The sequence below is a fragment of the Aliidongia sp. genome, from assembly GCF_035943795.1.
Lineage (GTDB): Bacteria > Pseudomonadota > Alphaproteobacteria > ATCC43930 > CGMCC-115725 > Aliidongia.
In genome coordinates this window covers 88,901-105,932 of record NZ_DASZBY010000147.1, presented here as the reverse complement: position 1 = coordinate 105,932, position 17,032 = coordinate 88,901, and the positions used below count along the sequence as shown (strand labels likewise).

The following is a 17,032-nucleotide window of genomic DNA, read 5'->3' as shown; positions in this document are numbered from 1 at the left end:
GCAGGCCGGCACATTCCCGCCCACGGTGCATCGGCTATTTTAGGCCGCGGATCACCTGGATGTCCAACTCGCGGATTTTTTTACGCAAAGTATTGCGATTGAGACCCAGCAATTGCGCGGCCTTGATCTGGTTGCCGCGGGTTGCTGCCAGGGTCAGCAGGATCAGCGGCCGTTCGACCTCGCGCAGCACCCGGTCGTAGAGGCCGCCGGCCGGCAGCGCGTCCTTGTGCGCGGCGAAATATTCCCGCAGGTGGCGTTCGACCGCCTGCCCCATGCCTTCATTGGCGGGGATCTCGCTGGTCGCCGCCGCCGGCGTCGTCTCGGCCAGTTCCTGCTCGATGACGTTGAGGTCGATGACCTCCTGGGCGTAGAGCGCCGCGATGCGCCGGACCAGGTTCTCGAGCTCGCGGATATTGCCCGGCCAGCGATATTCCTTGAGCCGTTCCATGGCTTCGCCGGTCAGGCTCTTCAGCGGCAGGCCCTCGCTCGACGCGATGCCGAAGAAGTGCCGGGTCAGCGCCGGAATGTCCTCGCTGCGCTCGCGCAACGGCGGCAGGCGGATCGGCACGACGTTGAGGCGATAGAATAGGTCCTCGCGGAACAGGCCCTGGCGGATCAACTGCTTCAGGTCGCGGTGGGTCGCGGCAACGATGCGGACATTGGTGCGGACCGAAGTGCGGCCGCCGACCGTGGTGTACTCGCCTTCCTGCAGCACGCGCAGCAGGCGGGTCTGCGCCTCGATCGGCATGTCGCCGATCTCGTCCAGGAACAGGGTGCCGCCCTGGGCCTGCTCGAACCGGCCCTGGCTGCGCGACACGGCGCCGGTGAAGGCGCCCTTTTCATGGCCGAACAGCTCCGACTCGATCAACTCGCGCGGGATCGCCGCCATGTTGACCGCGACGAAATTGCCGTTCCGGCGCTTGCCATAGTCGTGGAGCGCACGGGCGACCAGTTCCTTGCCGGTGCCGCTCTCGCCGTTGATCATGACCGTGAGGTCGGTACCCATCAGGCGGGCGAGTACCCGGTAGATTTCCTGCATCGCCTGGGACCGGCCGATGAGCGGCAATTGCTCGTCGGGATCATGGCCGTCGGCGACATGGGGCATCGCCGTGCTCGGCGCCGACAGGGCGCGCTCGACCACGTTCATCAGCTCGCGCAGGTCGAACGGCTTCGGCAGGTATTCGAAGGCGCCGCGTTCCGTCGCCTTGACCGCGGTCATCAGCGTGTTCTGGGCGCTCATCACGATGACGCGCAGGTCGGGCCGCATCTTCTTGATGCGCGGCAGCAGGTCGAGGCCGTTCTCGTCGGGCATCACCACGTCGGTGATGACCAGGTCGCCCTCGCCGTCGGCAACCCAGCGCCATAGCTGGGCGGCATTCCCCGTCGTCCGGACGTCGTGCCCCAGACGCCCCAGCGCCTGGTTCAGCACCGTGCGGATCGCACGGTCGTCATCGGCGACGAGGATGGTTGAACTCGTCATGCGGCGGCTCCGTCCCTGGTGGCCATCGGCAGCAGCGCGCGGAACACGGTGCGGCGCGGCTGGCTGTCGAATTCGATGACCCCGCCGTGATCGCCGATGATCTTGGCGACCAATGCGAGGCCCAGCCCCGTGCCATTGCGCTTGGTGGTCACGAACGGATCGAACAGATGGGCTTGCAGGTCTTCCGGGATACCGGCGCCATTGTCCTGAACCGACACGACCAGCGGCAGATGCACGCGGCTGTCGCTGCCCGGTACCGCAAGCCTGATGCCATGTTGATAAGCGGTGGTCAGCGTGATCTCGCCGCCCTCCTCAGGGGCCGCTTCTGCCGCATTCTTGATCAGATTGAGGAAAACCTGCACCAGGCGGTCGCGATTGCCGCGGACCGGCGGCAGGGACGGGTCGTACTCCTCGATGAAGCGAACGTGCTTGCCGAAGCCGTTCTGGGCGATCTTGCGGACCCGCTCCAGCACCTCGTGAATGTTCACCGCGTCCTGCTCGAACGGATGCGGATCGGAGAACACGTCCATCCGGTCGACCAATGCCACGATCCGGTCGGCTTCGTCGCAGATCAGGCGCGTCAGTTCCTGGTCCGCCTCGTTCGCCGTCTGCTCCAGCAATTGGGCCGCACCGCGAATGCCGGACAGCGGGTTCTTGACCTCATGTGCCAGGATCGCCGCCATGCCGGTGACCGAGCGCGCCGCGTGGCGGTGGGTCAGCTGCCGGTCGATCTTCTGGGCAAGCGACAGTTCGTGGAACGACAGCACTACATGGCCCGGCCGCTCGACCAGCGGAGCGACGGAGATCGAGACCAGGCGTTGACCCAGCCGCGGCGTTTCCAGGTGCATGCCGAATTCCGACACGGTGCCATCGGATAGGCGCGCCTGCTCGACCAGCGCGAAGATCGGGCTGTCGGCCGGCACCAGATCGGCCAGCAGCACGCCCGCCAGCACCGAAGCGCCCGCATCGAAGAACTGCTCGGCGGCCGGATTGACCAGGCGGATGTGATCGCCGTCGTCGACCACGATGACCGGCGTGGCCAAGGCCCCCAGCACGGCGTCCGGATCGATCGGAACCAGCGCCGCTTCGACCGGCCTCAGGCCCGACGATGAAGCAATCATGCGGCGTGGCGTTCGAGCAGCGGATCGTAGAAGCGCAGGATCTGCTCGCGCACCGCGGCGGCATCATCCATCTGATTGAGGCCGGCGCGGAACTCCGCCGAGGCCGGCAGTCCCTTCGAGTACCAGGCAACGTGCTTGCGGGCCATGCGGACTCCGGTCTCCCGTCCATAATGGATCAACATGTCGTCGAAATGAGTCAGCAGGGCCGTGAGCTGATCGGCGAGCGTCGGATCGGCGATCCGCCGGCCCGACCGTAGGAATTCGGCGACCTGGCTGATGAACCAGGGCCGGCCATAGCAGCCGCGGCCGACCATCACGCCATCTGCGCCGGACTGGTCGAGTGCCGCACGCGCGTCGTCGAGGGTCACGATGTCGCCATTGGCGATGACCGGGATCGACACGGCGTCCTTGACCTGGCGGATGAACGCCCAGTCGGCGGTGCCGGTATAGAATTGCTGCCGGGTGCGGCCATGGATCGTCACCATTTTGATGCCGCATTCCTGGGCGATTTTGGCGAGGCGCGGCGCGTTGAGGTTGGCGTGGTCCCAGCCCATGCGCATCTTGAGCGTGACCGGCAGGGAGACTGCCTTGACCGTCGCCTCCAGGATCCGGGCGGCGGCAACTTCGTCGCGCATCAGCGACGAGCCCGCATGGCCGTTTACCACCTTCTTCACCGGACAGCCGAAATTGATGTCGATGATCTGCGCACCCAGGTCCGCGTTGAGCCGGGCCGCTTCGGCCATCACCGCTGGCTCGCAGCCGGCGATCTGCACCGACATCGGAAATTCCTCGGGCGACTTCTCGACCATCTTCATGGTCTGGCGCGTCTGGCGGATCATCGCCTGGCTGGCGATCATCTCGGACACGACCAGGCCTGCGCCGTGGCGCTTGACCAGACGGCGGAACGGCATGTCGGTAACGCCCGACATGGGGGCCAGGATCACCGGATCCTGAAGCGTAATGGGGCCGATAGTGATGCTCATTTGCTGCGCATGCCAATCGATTTGCTCAAAGCCTAGGCAAGATAGCGGCGTTTTCTCGCAACTGCAATATGACAGATCGATTTGCTCGAAAAACAGGCGTATCGGTGCCGGCGAAGTGCTGGAAAATAATGCGTTTGTAGACAAATAAAAGCGCCGCCTCCAAATGGCAGCTCCGCCGTCTTGAGGCCGGCGCGCGGCGCGGGGCGCCGAAGCGCCCGTATGGCTTGTCCCGCGTGGCGCGGACGGGATAGTGTCCCGCGCCATGAGCGATCCTTTCCCTTCCGTCCATGTCCTGATCGTGGCGGCCGGGCGCGGCGCCCGTTTCGGCGGACCGTTGCCCAAGCAATATTGCGTGCTGGCGGGACAGCCGGTGCTGCGCCGGACCCTGGCGGCGTTTCTCGATCATCCGGCCGTCGCCGGCGTGCGGGTGGTGATCCATCCCGACGACCGGGCGCTCTACGATGCGGCAACCACCGGCCTGGCACTTGCCGAGCCCGTCTCCGGCGGTGCCACGCGGCAGGATTCGGTGCGCAACGGCCTCGAGGCGATCGCGTCGGCGGCACCCGACCGGGTGCTGATCCATGACGCGGCCCGCCCGCTGATCTCGACCGGCGCCATCGACCGGTTGATCGCCAGCCTCGACCGCCATGTGGCAGCGATTGCCGCCGTGCCGGTGCGCGACACGGTCAAGCGCGCCGAAGGCAGCCGGATCGTGGATACCGTGGACCGGACCCATCTGTGGCGCGCGCAGACGCCCCAGGCGTTCCGCTATGCAGACATCCTGGCGGCGCATCGCGCCGCCGCCGGGCTCGACCTGACCGACGATGCCGCCGTCGCGGAACGGTCGGGCCATCACGTGGAGCTGGTCATGGGCGACGAAGACAATTTCAAGATCACGACGGCCGACGATCTCGCCCGTGCCGAACAGCTGGCCATGGCGCGGCTCGGCGACGTCCGCGTCGGCCAGGGCTTCGACGTTCATCAGCTGGTGCCGGGCGATCATTGCTGGATCAACGGCATCCGCATCGCACACGACAAGACCCTGTTGGGTCATTCCGACGCGGACGTCGGGCTGCATGCGCTGACCGACGCGATCCTGGGTGCCATCGGCGCTGGCGACATCGGCCAGCATTTCCCGCCGACCGACGAGCGCTGGCGCGGTGCGGCCTCCGACAAGTTCCTGGCCCATGCGGCCAGCCTGGTCGCGGCCAAGGGCGGCATGATCGCCCATTGCGACGTGACGGTGATCTGCGAGCGGCCGAAGATCGGCCCGCATCGGGCGGCCATGGCCAGCCGCATCGCCGAGATCCTGGGCCTGTCCGAAGATCGGGTCAGCGTCAAGGCGACGACGACCGAGACGCTGGGCTTCACCGGCCGTGGCGAAGGCATCGCGGCGCAGGCAATCGCGACGGTCCGCCTGCCCTTCCCCGGCGCGCTCTGAGTCCAGGCGAAGCATGGGTTCTCTCGCTCCCGCACGGCTGCTGGCCACCTGGTTCGGGGCCGGTCTGGCACCGAAGGCCCCCGGCACCTGGGGCTCGGTCGCGGCCCTGCCGTTCGCCTGGGCGATCCAGTATTGGGGCGGTTCGGCGGGCCTGGTCCTGGCCGCCTCGCTGCTGTTCGTCGCCGGCTGGATCGCCTCCGACCGGCTGGTCAGCGCCACGGGCATCCAGGACCCGCAGATCATCGTCGTCGACGAAGTGGTCGGGCAATGGTTGACGCTCGCGTGTGGCCCGCTCAGCATCCCGGCTTACCTGGTGGGTCTGCTGCTGTTCCGTGCGGCCGATATCACCAAGCCGTTTCCGGCGAGCTGGGCCGACCGCTCGGTCGACGGCGGGCTCGGCGTCATGCTCGACGACGTGCTGGCGGCGGTTTATTCGGGTCTCGGCCTCTGGCTGATCGACCGGGTCGTGGGGCTGTAGATGATCGATGCCGAAACCCTTGCCGCCGCCGAGCGGGTGCTGGCGCTCAGCCGCGCCCACAAACTCAGGATCGGCACGGCGGAATCCTGCACCGGCGGCCTGATCGCCGGGGCGCTTACCGCGATCGCAGGATCGTCCGACGTCGTCGAGGGCGGCTTCGTGACCTATTCGAACGAAGCGAAGACGGCGATGATCGGCGTCACGGCCGAACTGTTCGCGACGGTCGGCGCGGTCAGCGATGCGGTGGCGTCCGCCATGGCGGACGGCGTGCTCGACCGACTGCCGCGCGTCGATCTGGCCGTCTCGGTGACGGGTATCGCCGGCCCGGGCGGCGGCAGCGCCGGGAAGCCGGTCGGCCTGGTTCATTTCGGCGTGGCCCGGCGCGGCCGGCCCACCCTCACCGCCCACAAGATCTTTCCGGGCGACCGGGCCGAGATTCGGCAAGCGACCGTGTCGGAAGCCCTGGCGCTTCTGGTGACGGCAATTACAAGTTAGTTTCCGCACAAAGTGCGGTTGTGAAAGGTAGCGCTCCCATGGCACGCGATGACGACACCCCGACGGTCGAGCCCGTCCGCGGACTGGATCTCGGCCGCCGGCTGATCTTCAAGGAGGTCGAGATCGCCGGTTCGGGCGTCATCATCCTGACGGGCCCGTCGAGCTGCGGCAAAGGCGAGATTGCCAAGGCGATGTGCGAGCTGCTGTCGATCGAACGGGATCGCTGGCTGTCGATGGGCGACATCCTGCGCCGCACCTACGAACGCGCCCGCTCGCCGGATTTCATGAAACTGCTGGCGGATCGCTATTCGATCAGCGACCAGGTGCCGATCCTCGATTGCATCGACAGCAAGCCGGAACTTGCGCGCAAGATTGAGGAGCAGGCGGTGCCGCTGGCAGCCGCCTTGGCCAGGAAGCGCGGCGTGTCGGCCGACTGGCGGACCGCCAGCCAGCTCGACTGGTTGGAGTATTGCACCACCCACGGCCTGCTCGTGCCGAACCGCTGGACCCAGGCGCTGATCGCCGCCGACATCCAGCAACTGCCGGACCTCGACAAGAAGATCTTCCTGCTCGACGGCTATCCGCGCACCCGGGTCGCGGCCGAGCGCCTGCTCGAGGATCTGGCGGCCCTCCATCTGCCGGTGCTGAAGGTGCTGCATCTCAGCATCAGCAAGCAGGAGATGCTGCACCGGGCCGGACTGCGCGGCCGGATCGACGACGACAAGGATTCGCTGCTGAAGCGTTTCGAATTCTATGTCGAGAACGTCCAGCCGAGCGTCGACTACCTCAAGGAAAAGCTGGGCTCCGACCGGATCGCGCTGATCGATGCCCATCAGCCGCATTACACGACGCAGGATGACGGGACCAGTCGGTTCGATCTGGGGCGATCGATCGAGAATGTCGTCCGATCCGCCCTGCGCGGCCTGGGCCTGCCCCGCTTCATCATCGACCGGATGCTGGCGTCGCAGCAGGCGAAGGCGGCCCGGGCGAACTGAGGTCGTTCAGGAGAACGCCTCACCGATGCATCGGGCGATGGCGCGGGCATGGCGTCCGTCCGGGTCCAGGTCCGGATCGTAGATCGTGACATCGGCCCCGACGATTCGGCCGGAAGCGCGGAGCGTCTTCACCAGATGCTCCAGTTCGGTATAGGTCATGCCCGGCGTGCCGGGCGAATCCACCGCCGGCATGACCAGCTGGTCGAGCACGTCGAGGTCGACATGCAGCCACAGGCGAGACGGGCCGTCCAAGGCGCCGAGCGCCTCCGCCGCGGCGGCCTCGGGACCGAGCCGGTGGAATCGGCCGATCTCCATTCGACGGATTACCGTGTCGTGGATATCCGGAAAGGCGTAGTTGCCGTCGCAGGCCTCCCGCTCGCCGATCTGGACCACGTCCCGATCGGCGACCAGCGGTGTCACACCCGTTCCCCAGTCTGTCAGCAACGCCTCGCCCCGCCCGGTCGCCAGCGCCAGGTCCATGCCGGCGACCGAACCCAGGCGGCTCGCCGGGTCGTAATTGCCGGGATTGAAGAAATCGCTGTGCCCGTCGACATGGACCAGCCCGCAGGCGCCGTGGCGGCGCGCGCCGAGCAGGCAGCCCAGCAGCACGCTGCAATCGCCGCCGACGACCAGGGGAAAGCGCCGTCGGACGAGCGCGGCAGAAACGGCCTCGGCCAGCACCGTACTGAACCGCCGGATTTCCCGGCCATTGCCGATGCGTGTGTCCGGCTCGGGCTCGAAGCTATAGGTCGGTCGCGGCAGCTCCACGATCTCGGCGGGGTTCAGCAGACGCTCCAGCCCGGCATCCTTCAACGCCTGGGGCGCGCGCCAAGCGCCTGGAATGTGCCCCGGACGAAGCGGACGCAGGCCCAGGTTGGACGGCGCTCGGATCAATTCGATCTTGGTCATCGCGGGACTCGCTTGAAATTCATCACCCAGTTCGTGGTCCAGGTGGCGCCCCCATCGGCGGATGTTGCCTGCTCCCACTGGCATGAGGCCTTGGTGATCTTCGACCAGACGTAGCGGGTGCGGCTGGGCTTGCCATCGACGACGTCGTCCGAATAGAAGGTCCCGACTCCGTCGTGGAAATTTCCCCGGACCGGCGGGTCCAACGGTCCGAGCGGGGATCGGCCATCCAACCACCAGATCGACCATTGCCCCGATTTGGCGTCGAAGGATCGCAGGGCGGCGGCGCGATAGGTTCCGGCTGGATAGGCCAGCACATTGTCTTCGACATTGCCAAGCCCGCCCATCACCGGCCTGGTCGCGGATGTGCCCTCGAATTCGACCCATTCACGATCGCTCCCGCGCTTGAGCACGCGGTGATGCACGCGCCAGCGACCGATGAGGAAATCGAAGTCGTGCCGACCATCGGCCGCCGATGCGCTGTTGATCGATTCGGCCCAAGCACCGCCGGGCGAAAACGTTCGAGCCGTCGCCATGGCGACCAGGCAACCGACGAAGAGAGCTTTGCGGAAAAGGACCATGCGCCCATATCGCCGCAAATCCCGTGTCTGGGGAAACGAGCGTTCCTCGGCCCGACCATAAGGTCAACTTATGGATTCCACCCTGGTCGAAAGGCAGGCGAGCCTACGCGGGAGCCATCCAGAGAGTTCGCCAGCGGACGCTCCGGTTGTGCTAACAAACCAGCCGCCGGCGTTGGGCATGTTTCGAGGCGGCCCGCTTGGCCGCCGGAGCGGAGAATTGGATGTCGCCGATCGTCACCGTACGGGGGGTCAGGAAGGCCTACGACAGCGGCCTTGTGGCGCTTCACAGCATCGACCTGGAGATCGCGAAGGGAGAGATCTTCGCGCTCCTCGGGCCGAACGGCGCCGGCAAGACGACGCTCATCAGCATCATTTGCGGCACCGTGACGATGACTTCGGGCTCGGTCTCGATCGATGGTCATGACGCGGCCATGGAATTCCGCGCCGCCCGATCGAAGGTCGGCCTCGTTCCACAGGAAATCGCGGTCGACATCTTTCAGACGGTCTGGAACACAGTCACCTTCAGCCGCCGCCTGTTCGGCCGTCCGACCAATCCGGCCTATGTCGAGAGCCTGCTGCGGGATCTGTCGCTTTGGGACAAGCGAAAGAGCCGGATCATCGAGCTGTCCGGCGGCATGAAGCGCCGCGTGATGATCGCCAAGGCGCTCAGCCACGAGCCGGACGTGCTGTTCCTGGACGAGCCCACTGCCGGCGTCGACGTCACCTTGCGCAAAGACATGTGGGAAGTCATTCGCCGGCTGAAAGACCGCGGCGTGACCGTGATTCTCACCACGCATTATATCGAGGAAGCCGAAGCGATGGCGGATCGGGTCGGCGTGATCGACAAGGGGCGGATCGTGCTCGTCGACCAAAAAGCCGCGATGATGCAGCGGCTCGGCAAACGGCAACTGACGCTGGCCTTGGCCGAACCGATGACCAGCCTGCCGCCTGGCTTGGCAGGATGGCCGCTCGAGCTCGAGGAGGACGGGCAACGGCTGACCTACCGCTTCGACGCAAGCGCCGCGACGACCGGCATTCAGGAACTGCTCCGCCTCGTCGACAGCCTCGGCATCGCCTTCAGCGACCTGGATACGAAGAAGAGCTCTCTGGAGGAAATCTTCGTCGGCCTGTTGGAGCATGCGGCATGAGCGCCGCTCCCATCCGTTTCAGCGGGATGCTGGCGATCTACCAGGCGGAAATGGCCCGCACCGTCCGCACGCTTTGGCAGAGCGTGGCGACGCCCGTCGTGACCACCGCGCTCTATTTCGTGGTGTTCGGCGGTGCGATCGGCTCGCGGATGCAGCAGGTCGGCGGCGTCGAATACGGGTCCTTCATCGTACCCGGCCTCATCATGCTGTCGCTGCTGGGACAGAGCGTGTCGAACGCCTCGATCGCCATCTATTTTCCGAAGTTCACCGGCACGATCTTCGAGATCCTGTCGGCGCCGGTCTCCTACGGCGAGGCGGTCGTCGGCTATGTCGGTGCCGCGGCATCGAAATCGGTCATGATCGGTCTGATCATCCTGGCCACCGCCACGCTGTGCGTGCCGGTGCGGATCATGCACCCGGCATGGATGGTCGCCTTTCTGCTCCTGACCTCGATCGCCTTCAGCCTGTTCGGTTTCATCATCGGCATCTGGGCGAAGAATTTCGAACAGCTCGCGATCATTCCGTCGCTGGTGATCACGCCGCTGACCTTCCTCGGCGGCGCGTTCTACTCGATCGACATGCTCCCGCCCGTCTGGCGCACCGTCAGCCTGTTCAATCCGGTCGTCTATCTGGTGAGCGGATTCCGCTGGAGCTTCTACGGGGCAGGTGACGTCAGCGTGGAAGTGAGTCTCGCGGCAACGCTGTTCTTCATCCTTGCCTGCCTGGGGGTCCTGAAATGGATATTCCGGACCGGCTACCGCCTCAAGGCGTGACATGTCGTTCGGAAAAAAACCGCCTGAAGGACAAATCAGGCGGGTCTTGCGTTCCAGGATGCGGCGAGCCGGGATTTAGGGACGGGCGCAATATTCGGCGGTGTCGATTTCCTGGACGTCATGGACGACGGCGCCGCGTCGCACGACATATTCCGACAGGCCGACGTGATGGGTCTCGGAGTCGGGTTTCCAGTCGTAAGTGTAGCCAAGGGCGGTGTAGGGATAGCCCGGCTGCTCGAAGCCCACGCGATAGGAACTCAGCATCTGCTGCAGCACGAAACGCAGGTGTGCGGCGGCCGTCGCGTCGGTCAGGCCGACATGACGCCCCTCCGGCACGTCGAGCGTGCAGGAGGTCGTGGTGATGCGCGGATCGGCGCACGGTCGGAACACGTCGGCGCTGCGCACGGTGAAGGTGAAGATTTTGCGATCACGCGCGTCGCCCGGCGGCAGGCCCAGCAGCTGCTGTAGGCGCAGCGACAGCGCATCTCCGGCCAGGCCGGCACAGCGCCGCTTCAATTCCGGAACCACCGTGACCCAGACATCGGCGCCGAGCGTGCGGACGAGCTTGCCGGCAGAGTGGCTGTCGAGATCGTAGGACCAGCTCGCGACCTCGACGGTCTTCGTGGTGATCGGATTGAGCCGCGCCTCCAGGTCGGCCGGCTGTTTGATGGCGGCGTCGCTGATGCCGGCCTCGTACAGCGCCATCGGCGACGGCGCTGGTGCCGGCTTCGACGGCGGAGGGGCCGGCGCCGCGCAGGCGGTCAGCAGGCTCGCCGTACTGATCGCCACCAAGCCTGTATACCGCATCACGATCCTCGCCCGCATCCAAAGCTCAGGATGATTTTGCGGGGATTCGCCGAGGATGGGAACCGGTCAAATCGGTCGCGGCAAAATTCTGGCCGCGATGCCCGGCTCGCCGTCGCCATAGAGCTTGCGGGCGCGCCCTTCGAAGGCCGCGACCATGCGTCGGACCGCCTCGTTGAACAGCACTTCGATCACCTTCTGCAGCATGCGGGAGGAGAATTCGAAATCGACGTAGAAATCGATGATGCAGCCGCCATCCGGCCCCGGCTCGAATTTCCACTGGTTCTCGAGGTAGCGGAACGGCCCTTCCGAATAGGTCACGTGAATCCGGTCGGGCCGGGTCAGCACGACACGCGAGGTAAAGCGCTCGCGATAGACCTTGAAGCCGATGACCAGATCGGCCGTGATCTCGGTCTCCTTGCGCGTGCGGATGCGCGCACCCAGGCACCAGGGCAGGAATTCCGGGTATTTCTCGATATCGGCCACGAGATCGAACAGTTGGTCCGGCCGGTAAGGCAGGAGGCGCCGTTCGGCGAACTTCGCCATCGCCAGAGAACGTCCTTTGCCCGGTTCAGACCGCCGCGGCGGCGAGCTTGGCCTCGCGGGCGGCGCGCATCCGGGCGAAGTCGGCATCCGCGTGATGGGACGAGCGCGTCAGGGGGCTCGACGCCACCATCAGAAAGCCCTTGCCGAAGCCCATGGTGCGATAGGAAGCGAACTCCTCCGGCGTCACGTATTTCTCGATGGCGTGATGCTTGGGCGTCGGCTGCAAATATTGGCCGATGGTCATGAAATCCACGTCGGCCGCGCGCAGGTCGTCCATTACCTGCAGCACTTCCGCCCGCTCCTCGCCGAGACCCACCATGATGCCGGACTTGGTGAAGATGCCGGGGTCGATCTGCTTGACCATGTCCAGAAGGCGCAACGAGTGGAAATAGCGGGCACCGGGCCGGACCGTCGCATAGAGCCGCGGCACGGTTTCGAGATTGTGGTTGAACACATCCGGCCGCGCCTCGGCGACCTTTTCGATGGCGCCGGGCTTGCGCAGGAAATCTGGCGTGAGGATCTCGATGGTCGTACCCGGCGATCGCTCGCGGATCGCCCGGATGGTGCGGACGAAATGCTCGGCGCCGCCATCGTCCAGGTCGTCGCGGTCGACCGAGGTCACCACGACATGCTGCAGGCCCAGGCCGGCGACCGCCTCGCCGACATGCTCGGGCTCGTGCGGATTGAGCTTGTCCGGCTGACCCGTCGCAACGTTGCAGAAGGCACAGGCCCGCGTGCAGACGCTGCCCAGGATCATGACGGTGGCATGCTTCTGCTGCCAGCACTCGCCGATGTTCGGGCAGGCCGCCTCTTCGCACACGGTATTGAGCTTGAGCTCGCGCATCAGGCGGCGCGTCTCGTGATATTCCTTGCTGACCGGCGCCTTGACGCGCAGCCAGTCGGGCTTACGAGGCGCCGGACGGTCCGGGTTCGCGGCCTTTTCGGGATGGCGCAGCGCCGACGGGGCGGGCGGCAGCTGAGTCGTTACGATATCGTCCGGCATGGGTCCGCTGATCTCATCGGTCGAGGTGCCGCCATCGTTGCTCGCGACGACGGCATCTCATCGAAGCGTTAGAAGTGGATGGCCCGGCCGTAAGCGTCAAGCACGGACTCGTGCATCATCTCCGAGAGGGTGGGATGCGCGAAGATCGTTTCCATCAGCTGGGCTTCGGTCGTCTCCAGGTTCTTGGCGACGACATAGCCCTGGATCAACTCGGTCACTTCAGCGCCGATCATGTGCGCGCCCAGCAATTCGCCGGTCTTGGCGTCGAACACGGTCTTGATCATGCCCTCGGTCTCGCCCATCGCGATGGCCTTGCCATTGCCGATGTATGGGAAACGACCGACCTTGACCTCGTGACCGGCTGCCTTGGCCTTCGCTTCGGTCAGGCCGACCGAAGCGACCTGCGGCATGCAATAGGTGCAGCCGGGGATGTTGGTCACGTCCATGGCATGGGTCTTCAGGCCCGCGATGGTCTCGACGGCGATGATGCCCTCGTGGCTCGCTTTATGCGCCAGCCAGGGCGGCCCGACCAGATCGCCGATGGCATAGACACCGGGCTCGCCGGTGAACAGGTGCTCGTCCGCAACGACGTGGGTCTTCTCGACCTTGATCTTGGTACCTTCGAGCCCGATGTTCTCGATGTTACCGACGATGCCGATCGCGACGATGACCCGATCGACCGTGATGCTCTCGGTCTTGCCGCCGGTCTCGATCGTCGCCGTCACGGAATTCGCCGCCTTCTTGACGTCCTTGACGGTAGCGCTGGTCCGGATCTTCAGGCCCTGCTTCTCGAAGCTCTTGCGCGCGAGGGCCGAGATTTCCTCGTCCTCGACCGGCAACACCCGATCCATCATCTCGACCACCGTCACGTCGACGCCGAGGTTGTGGTAGAAGCTCGCGAACTCGATGCCGATCGCGCCGGAGCCGACGACGAGCAGCGACTTCGGCAGCTCCTTCGGCACCATGGCGTCCTTGTAGGTCCAGATCAGCTTGCCATCGCCTTCCATGCCCGGTGCCTGACGCGCGCGCGCGCCGGTCGCCAGGATGACGTTCTTGGCGGTCAGGTCGGCGACGGGCTTACCGTCCTTCTCGACCTTGATCTTGCGATTGCCGCCAGCGACGCCGTCGAGCTTGCCGGCCCCGTCGAACACGGTGACCTTGTTCTTCTTCAGCAGGTGCTTCACGCCGCCCGACAGCTGGTTCGCGACCTTGCGCGAGCGGTCGACGATCTTGGCGATGTCGAAGCTGACGTTCTCGGCCTTGAAGCCGTAGGCGTCCAGATGGTGCAGCAGATGGTTGATCTCGGACGTGCGCAGCAGCGCCTTGGTCGGGATGCAGCCCCAATTGAGGCAGATTCCGCCCAGGTGCTCGCGCTCGACCAGCGCCACGTTCATCTTCAGTTGCGCGGCGCGGATCGCGGCGACATAGCCGCCCGGGCCACCGCCGACGACGATGAGGTCGAAATTCTGTTCGGCCATGATCGGGCCTCCCTTACAGCAGCATCGACAGCGGGTCTTCGATCAGGCCCTTGAACGCCTTCAGGAAGGCCGCCCCGACCGCGCCGTCGACCACACGATGGTCAACCGACAAGGTGCAGGACATGACCGTCGCCACGGCAAGCGCGCCGTTCTTGACGACCGGACGCTGCTCGCCGGCGCCGACCGCCAGGATGGCGCCGTGGGGCGGGTTGATGACGGCGGAGAACTCCTTGATGCCGAACATGCCGAGGTTCGAGATCGAGAAGGTGCCGCCCTGGAATTCCTCGAGCTTCAGCTTGCCGGCCTTGGCGCGGGCGCCGAGGTCGCGCATCTCGGCCGAGATGGTCGCGAGCCCCTTGCCTTCGGCCTGCTTGACGATCGGGGTGATCAGGCCGCCCTCGATCGCCACCGCGACCGCGATATCGGCCTGGCTCCATTGCAGGATGACATCGTCCGACCAGGACGCGTTCGCCGCCGGCACCTTCTTCAAAGCCAGCGCGGAGGCGCGGATGACGAAGTCGTTGACCGAGATCTTCAGGCCTTCGGTCTTGCCGTTGAGCTCGGCGCGGATCTTCAGAAGCTGGTCGATCTCGCAATCCACCGTCAGGTAGAAATGCGGCACCGTCTGCTTGGCTTCGGTCAGGCGCTTGGCGATGACCTTGCGCATGCTGGTGTTCGGGATTTCGGTATAAGGAATGTTGCCGGCAAGGGCGACGACGCGCTCCTTGGTCAGTGCGGTCGCGGCTGGCGCCGTCACTGCGGCCGGGGCAGCCTTCGGCGCTTCCGCGGCGGCTGCCGGGGCAGCGGCCTGCTTCGGCTTGCCGGCGGCGGCCTCGATGTCGGATTTGACGATGCGGCCGTTCGGTCCCGATCCGGTTACGCCGGCCAGGTCGATACCCGCCTGCTCGGCCATGCGGCGGGCGAGCGGCGTTGCGAACACGCGTTCGCCGTGATCGGCAGATGCGGCCTTGGGTGCCGGAGCCGCTTCGGCCTTGGGCGCTTCCGCCTTGGCCGGTTCGGTCTTCGGGTTTTCCGGTGCGGGTGCCGGCTTCGGTGCGGCGGATTTGCCGAGCGCATCGGCGCTCTCGCCCTCCTCCAGCAGCAGCGCGATCACCTCGTTGACCTTCACGCCCTGGGTGCCCTCGGCCACGATGATCTTGCCGAGCGTGCCCTCTTCGACCGCCTCGACCTCCATGGTCGCCTTGTCGGTCTCGATCTCGCAGATCACGTCGCCCGCCTTGATGGCGTCGCCTTCCTTCTTCACCCACTTGGCGAGGTTGCCCTCGGTCATGGTCGGCGACAGCGCCGGCATCAGAATATCAATCGGCATCGCATCCCCCTGGAAGGGAACCGGCGATCGGAACGCGGGGTCCCGAGCCGGTTTCGTTCGTTCATGAAAGACGATGGGATGGCCGGAGCCATCCCATCGATTCAGCGGTAGCAGACTTCCTTGGCGGCCGAGACGATGTCGGCGACCTGGGGCAGAGCCAGCTTTTCGAGGTTGGCCGCATAAGGCAGCGGTACGTCGGCGCCATGGACGCGCTTGACCGGCGCGTCCAGGTAATCGAAGGCCTGCTCCATGGTGATGGCTGCGATCTCGCTGCCGATGCCGGAGAAGTGCCAGCCCTCCTCGACCGAGACGACCCGGTTGGTCTTCTTGATCGAGGCGACGATGGTCTCGATGTCGAGCGGACGGATCGTGCGCAGGTCGATCACCTCGGCCTCGATGCCCTCTTCGGCGAGCTTGGCCGCGGCCTCGATCGCGAACTGCACCATGCGCGAGAAGGCGATGATGGTGACGTCCTTGCCCTGCTTGACGATACGCGCCTTGCCGATCGGCACGATCCAGTCCGGATCGTCGGGCACGTCATGGGTCTGGCCATAGACCAGTTCATGCTCGAGGAAGATCACCGGGTTCGGGTCGCGGATCGCGGCCTTCAGCAGGCCCTTGGCATCGGACGCGAAATAGGGCGCTACCACTTTCAGGCCCGGGCAATGGGCGTACCAGCTGGCGTAGCATTGCGAATGCTGGGCACCGACGCGGGACGCGACGCCGTTCGGGCCGCGGAACACGATCGGGCAGCCCATCTGGCCGCCGGACATGTAGAGCGTCTTGGCGGCCGAATTGATGATCTGGTCGATGGCCTGCATGGCGAAATTGAACGTCATGAATTCGACGATCGGCCGCAGGCCGGTCAAGGCGGCACCGACCGCGAGGCCGGCGAAGCCCATTTCGGTGATCGGCGTGTCGATCACGCGCTGGGCGCCGAACTCGTCGAGCAGACCCTGGCTGACCTTGTAGGCGCCCTGGTATTCGGCGACTTCCTCGCCCAGCAGGAACACGTCCTTGTCGCGGCGCATCTCCTCGGCCATGGCGTCGCGCAACGCGTCGCGCACGGTGGTCGGGATGTGCTTGCCCTTGAATTCCGGCTCGGCGTCGATGACGGCGGCCTTGGGTGCACTGGCCGGCGCCTTTGCTTCGGGAGCGGCTGCCGCCGGCTTTTCCGCAGCGGGTGCAGGCTTGGCCTCGGGCGCCGATGCAGCACCGGCCTCCTCGCCTTCGCCGGTCAGGTCGGCGATCGGCGTGTTGACCGCGACGTTCTCGGTACCTTCCGGCACCAGGATCTTCGACAGCGTGCCCTCGTCGACGGCCTCGACCTCCATGGTTGCCTTGTCGGTCTCGATTTCGGCAATGACGTCGCCGGCCTTGATGGCGTCGCCTTCCTTCTTAAGCCACTTCGCAAGCTTGCCCTCGGTCATGGTCGGCGACAGCGCGGGCATCAGGATCTGGATCGGCACG

General features: G+C 65.8%; 17 protein-coding genes. 6 read left to right on the top strand and 11 right to left on the bottom strand.

The features are described 5' to 3' along the window. Nucleotides 1–34 precede the first annotated feature (34 nt). From ntrC to dusB, 3 genes are read right to left on the bottom strand one after another with little or no spacing between them, the layout of a single operon-like run. Complete coding sequence (gene ntrC / locus VGV37_RS28740) at nt 35–1,480, bottom strand: nitrogen regulation protein NR(I) (protein ID WP_326883286.1); 1,446 nt, start codon at nt 1,478–1,480, stop codon at nt 35–37. After that, a complete protein-coding gene (locus tag VGV37_RS28735) occupies nt 1,477–2,601 on the bottom strand; it encodes a two-component system sensor histidine kinase NtrB (protein ID WP_326883285.1) in 1,125 nt (374 codons plus the stop codon). The genes ntrC and VGV37_RS28735 overlap by 4 nt, the downstream gene beginning before the upstream one ends. Then, a complete protein-coding gene (gene dusB / locus VGV37_RS28730; protein WP_326883284.1) occupies nt 2,598–3,584 on the bottom strand; it encodes a tRNA dihydrouridine synthase DusB in 987 nt (328 codons plus the stop codon). Before dusB ends, VGV37_RS28735 begins: the two co-directional genes overlap by 4 nt. 262 nt (nt 3,585–3,846) lie before the next feature. On the opposite strand from dusB, the gene VGV37_RS28725 reads away from it, so the two are divergent. Genes VGV37_RS28725 through VGV37_RS28710 form a run of 4 tightly spaced genes read left to right on the top strand, consistent with a single transcriptional unit; the run spans nt 3,847 to nt 6,993 of the window. After that, a complete protein-coding gene (locus VGV37_RS28725) occupies nt 3,847–5,025 on the top strand; it encodes a bifunctional 2-C-methyl-D-erythritol 4-phosphate cytidylyltransferase/2-C-methyl-D-erythritol 2,4-cyclodiphosphate synthase (protein ID WP_326883283.1) in 1,179 nt (392 codons plus the stop codon). 13 nt (nt 5,026–5,038) lie between these two features. Next, nucleotides 5,039–5,503 carry a phosphatidylglycerophosphatase A gene (locus tag VGV37_RS28720; protein WP_326883282.1) on the top strand — a complete coding sequence of 155 codons (465 nt, stop codon included), beginning with the start codon at nt 5,039–5,041 and terminating at the stop codon, nt 5,501–5,503. Continuing rightward, complete coding sequence (locus VGV37_RS28715; protein WP_326883281.1) at nt 5,504–5,998, top strand: nicotinamide-nucleotide amidohydrolase family protein; 495 nt, start codon at nt 5,504–5,506, stop codon at nt 5,996–5,998. A 38-nt stretch (nt 5,999–6,036) separates the two neighbouring features. Continuing rightward, complete coding sequence (locus VGV37_RS28710) at nt 6,037–6,993, top strand: nucleoside monophosphate kinase (protein WP_326883280.1); 957 nt, start codon at nt 6,037–6,039, stop codon at nt 6,991–6,993. Between the two features lie 6 nt (nt 6,994–6,999). On the opposite strand, the gene VGV37_RS28705 is transcribed toward VGV37_RS28710, so the two are convergent. Both VGV37_RS28705 and VGV37_RS28700 read right to left on the bottom strand, forming a co-directional pair. Continuing rightward, on the bottom strand, nt 7,000–7,902 hold the full coding sequence (locus VGV37_RS28705; protein ID WP_326883279.1) for an arginase family protein: 903 nt from the start codon (nt 7,900–7,902) through the stop codon (nt 7,000–7,002). Next, the gene (locus tag VGV37_RS28700) at nt 7,899–8,480 is read right to left on the bottom strand and encodes a DUF1579 domain-containing protein (RefSeq protein WP_326883278.1); all 582 of its coding nucleotides are present in this window, start codon (nt 8,478–8,480) and stop codon (nt 7,899–7,901) included. The genes VGV37_RS28705 and VGV37_RS28700 overlap by 4 nt, the downstream gene beginning before the upstream one ends. 221 nt (nt 8,481–8,701) lie before the next feature. On the opposite strand from VGV37_RS28700, the gene VGV37_RS28695 reads away from it, so the two are divergent. Then, nucleotides 8,702–9,628, top strand: coding sequence for an ABC transporter ATP-binding protein (locus tag VGV37_RS28695; RefSeq protein WP_326883277.1), 927 nt, complete (start codon nt 8,702–8,704; stop codon nt 9,626–9,628). Beyond that, nucleotides 9,625–10,401 carry an ABC transporter permease gene (locus VGV37_RS28690; protein WP_326883276.1) on the top strand — a complete coding sequence of 259 codons (777 nt, stop codon included), beginning with the start codon at nt 9,625–9,627 and terminating at the stop codon, nt 10,399–10,401. The genes VGV37_RS28695 and VGV37_RS28690 overlap by 4 nt, the downstream gene beginning before the upstream one ends. A gap of 75 nt (nt 10,402–10,476) precedes the next feature. On the opposite strand, the gene VGV37_RS28685 is transcribed toward VGV37_RS28690, so the two are convergent. The 6 genes from VGV37_RS28685 to VGV37_RS28660 form a co-directional block, all read right to left on the bottom strand. Further along, entirely contained in the window at nt 10,477–11,208 is a 732-nt protein-coding gene (locus VGV37_RS28685) for a hypothetical protein (RefSeq protein WP_326883275.1), read from the bottom strand. 66 nt (nt 11,209–11,274) lie between these two features. Then, complete coding sequence (locus tag VGV37_RS28680) at nt 11,275–11,751, bottom strand: type II toxin-antitoxin system RatA family toxin (RefSeq protein ID WP_326883274.1); 477 nt, start codon at nt 11,749–11,751, stop codon at nt 11,275–11,277. Nucleotides 11,752–11,776: 25 nt separating this feature from the next. Next, the gene (lipA, locus tag VGV37_RS28675) at nt 11,777–12,754 is read right to left on the bottom strand and encodes a lipoyl synthase (RefSeq protein ID WP_326883273.1); all 978 of its coding nucleotides are present in this window, start codon (nt 12,752–12,754) and stop codon (nt 11,777–11,779) included. Between the two features lie 68 nt (nt 12,755–12,822). Further along, complete coding sequence (gene lpdA / locus VGV37_RS28670; protein ID WP_326883272.1) at nt 12,823–14,232, bottom strand: dihydrolipoyl dehydrogenase; 1,410 nt, start codon at nt 14,230–14,232, stop codon at nt 12,823–12,825. 13 nt (nt 14,233–14,245) lie between these two features. Next, entirely contained in the window at nt 14,246–15,562 is a 1,317-nt protein-coding gene (locus VGV37_RS28665; RefSeq protein WP_326883270.1) for a pyruvate dehydrogenase complex dihydrolipoamide acetyltransferase, read from the bottom strand. Nucleotides 15,563–15,663: 101 nt separating this feature from the next. After that, entirely contained in the window at nt 15,664–17,031 is a 1,368-nt protein-coding gene (locus tag VGV37_RS28660) for a pyruvate dehydrogenase complex E1 component subunit beta (RefSeq protein ID WP_326883269.1), read from the bottom strand. Nucleotide 17,032 lies beyond the last annotated feature (1 nt).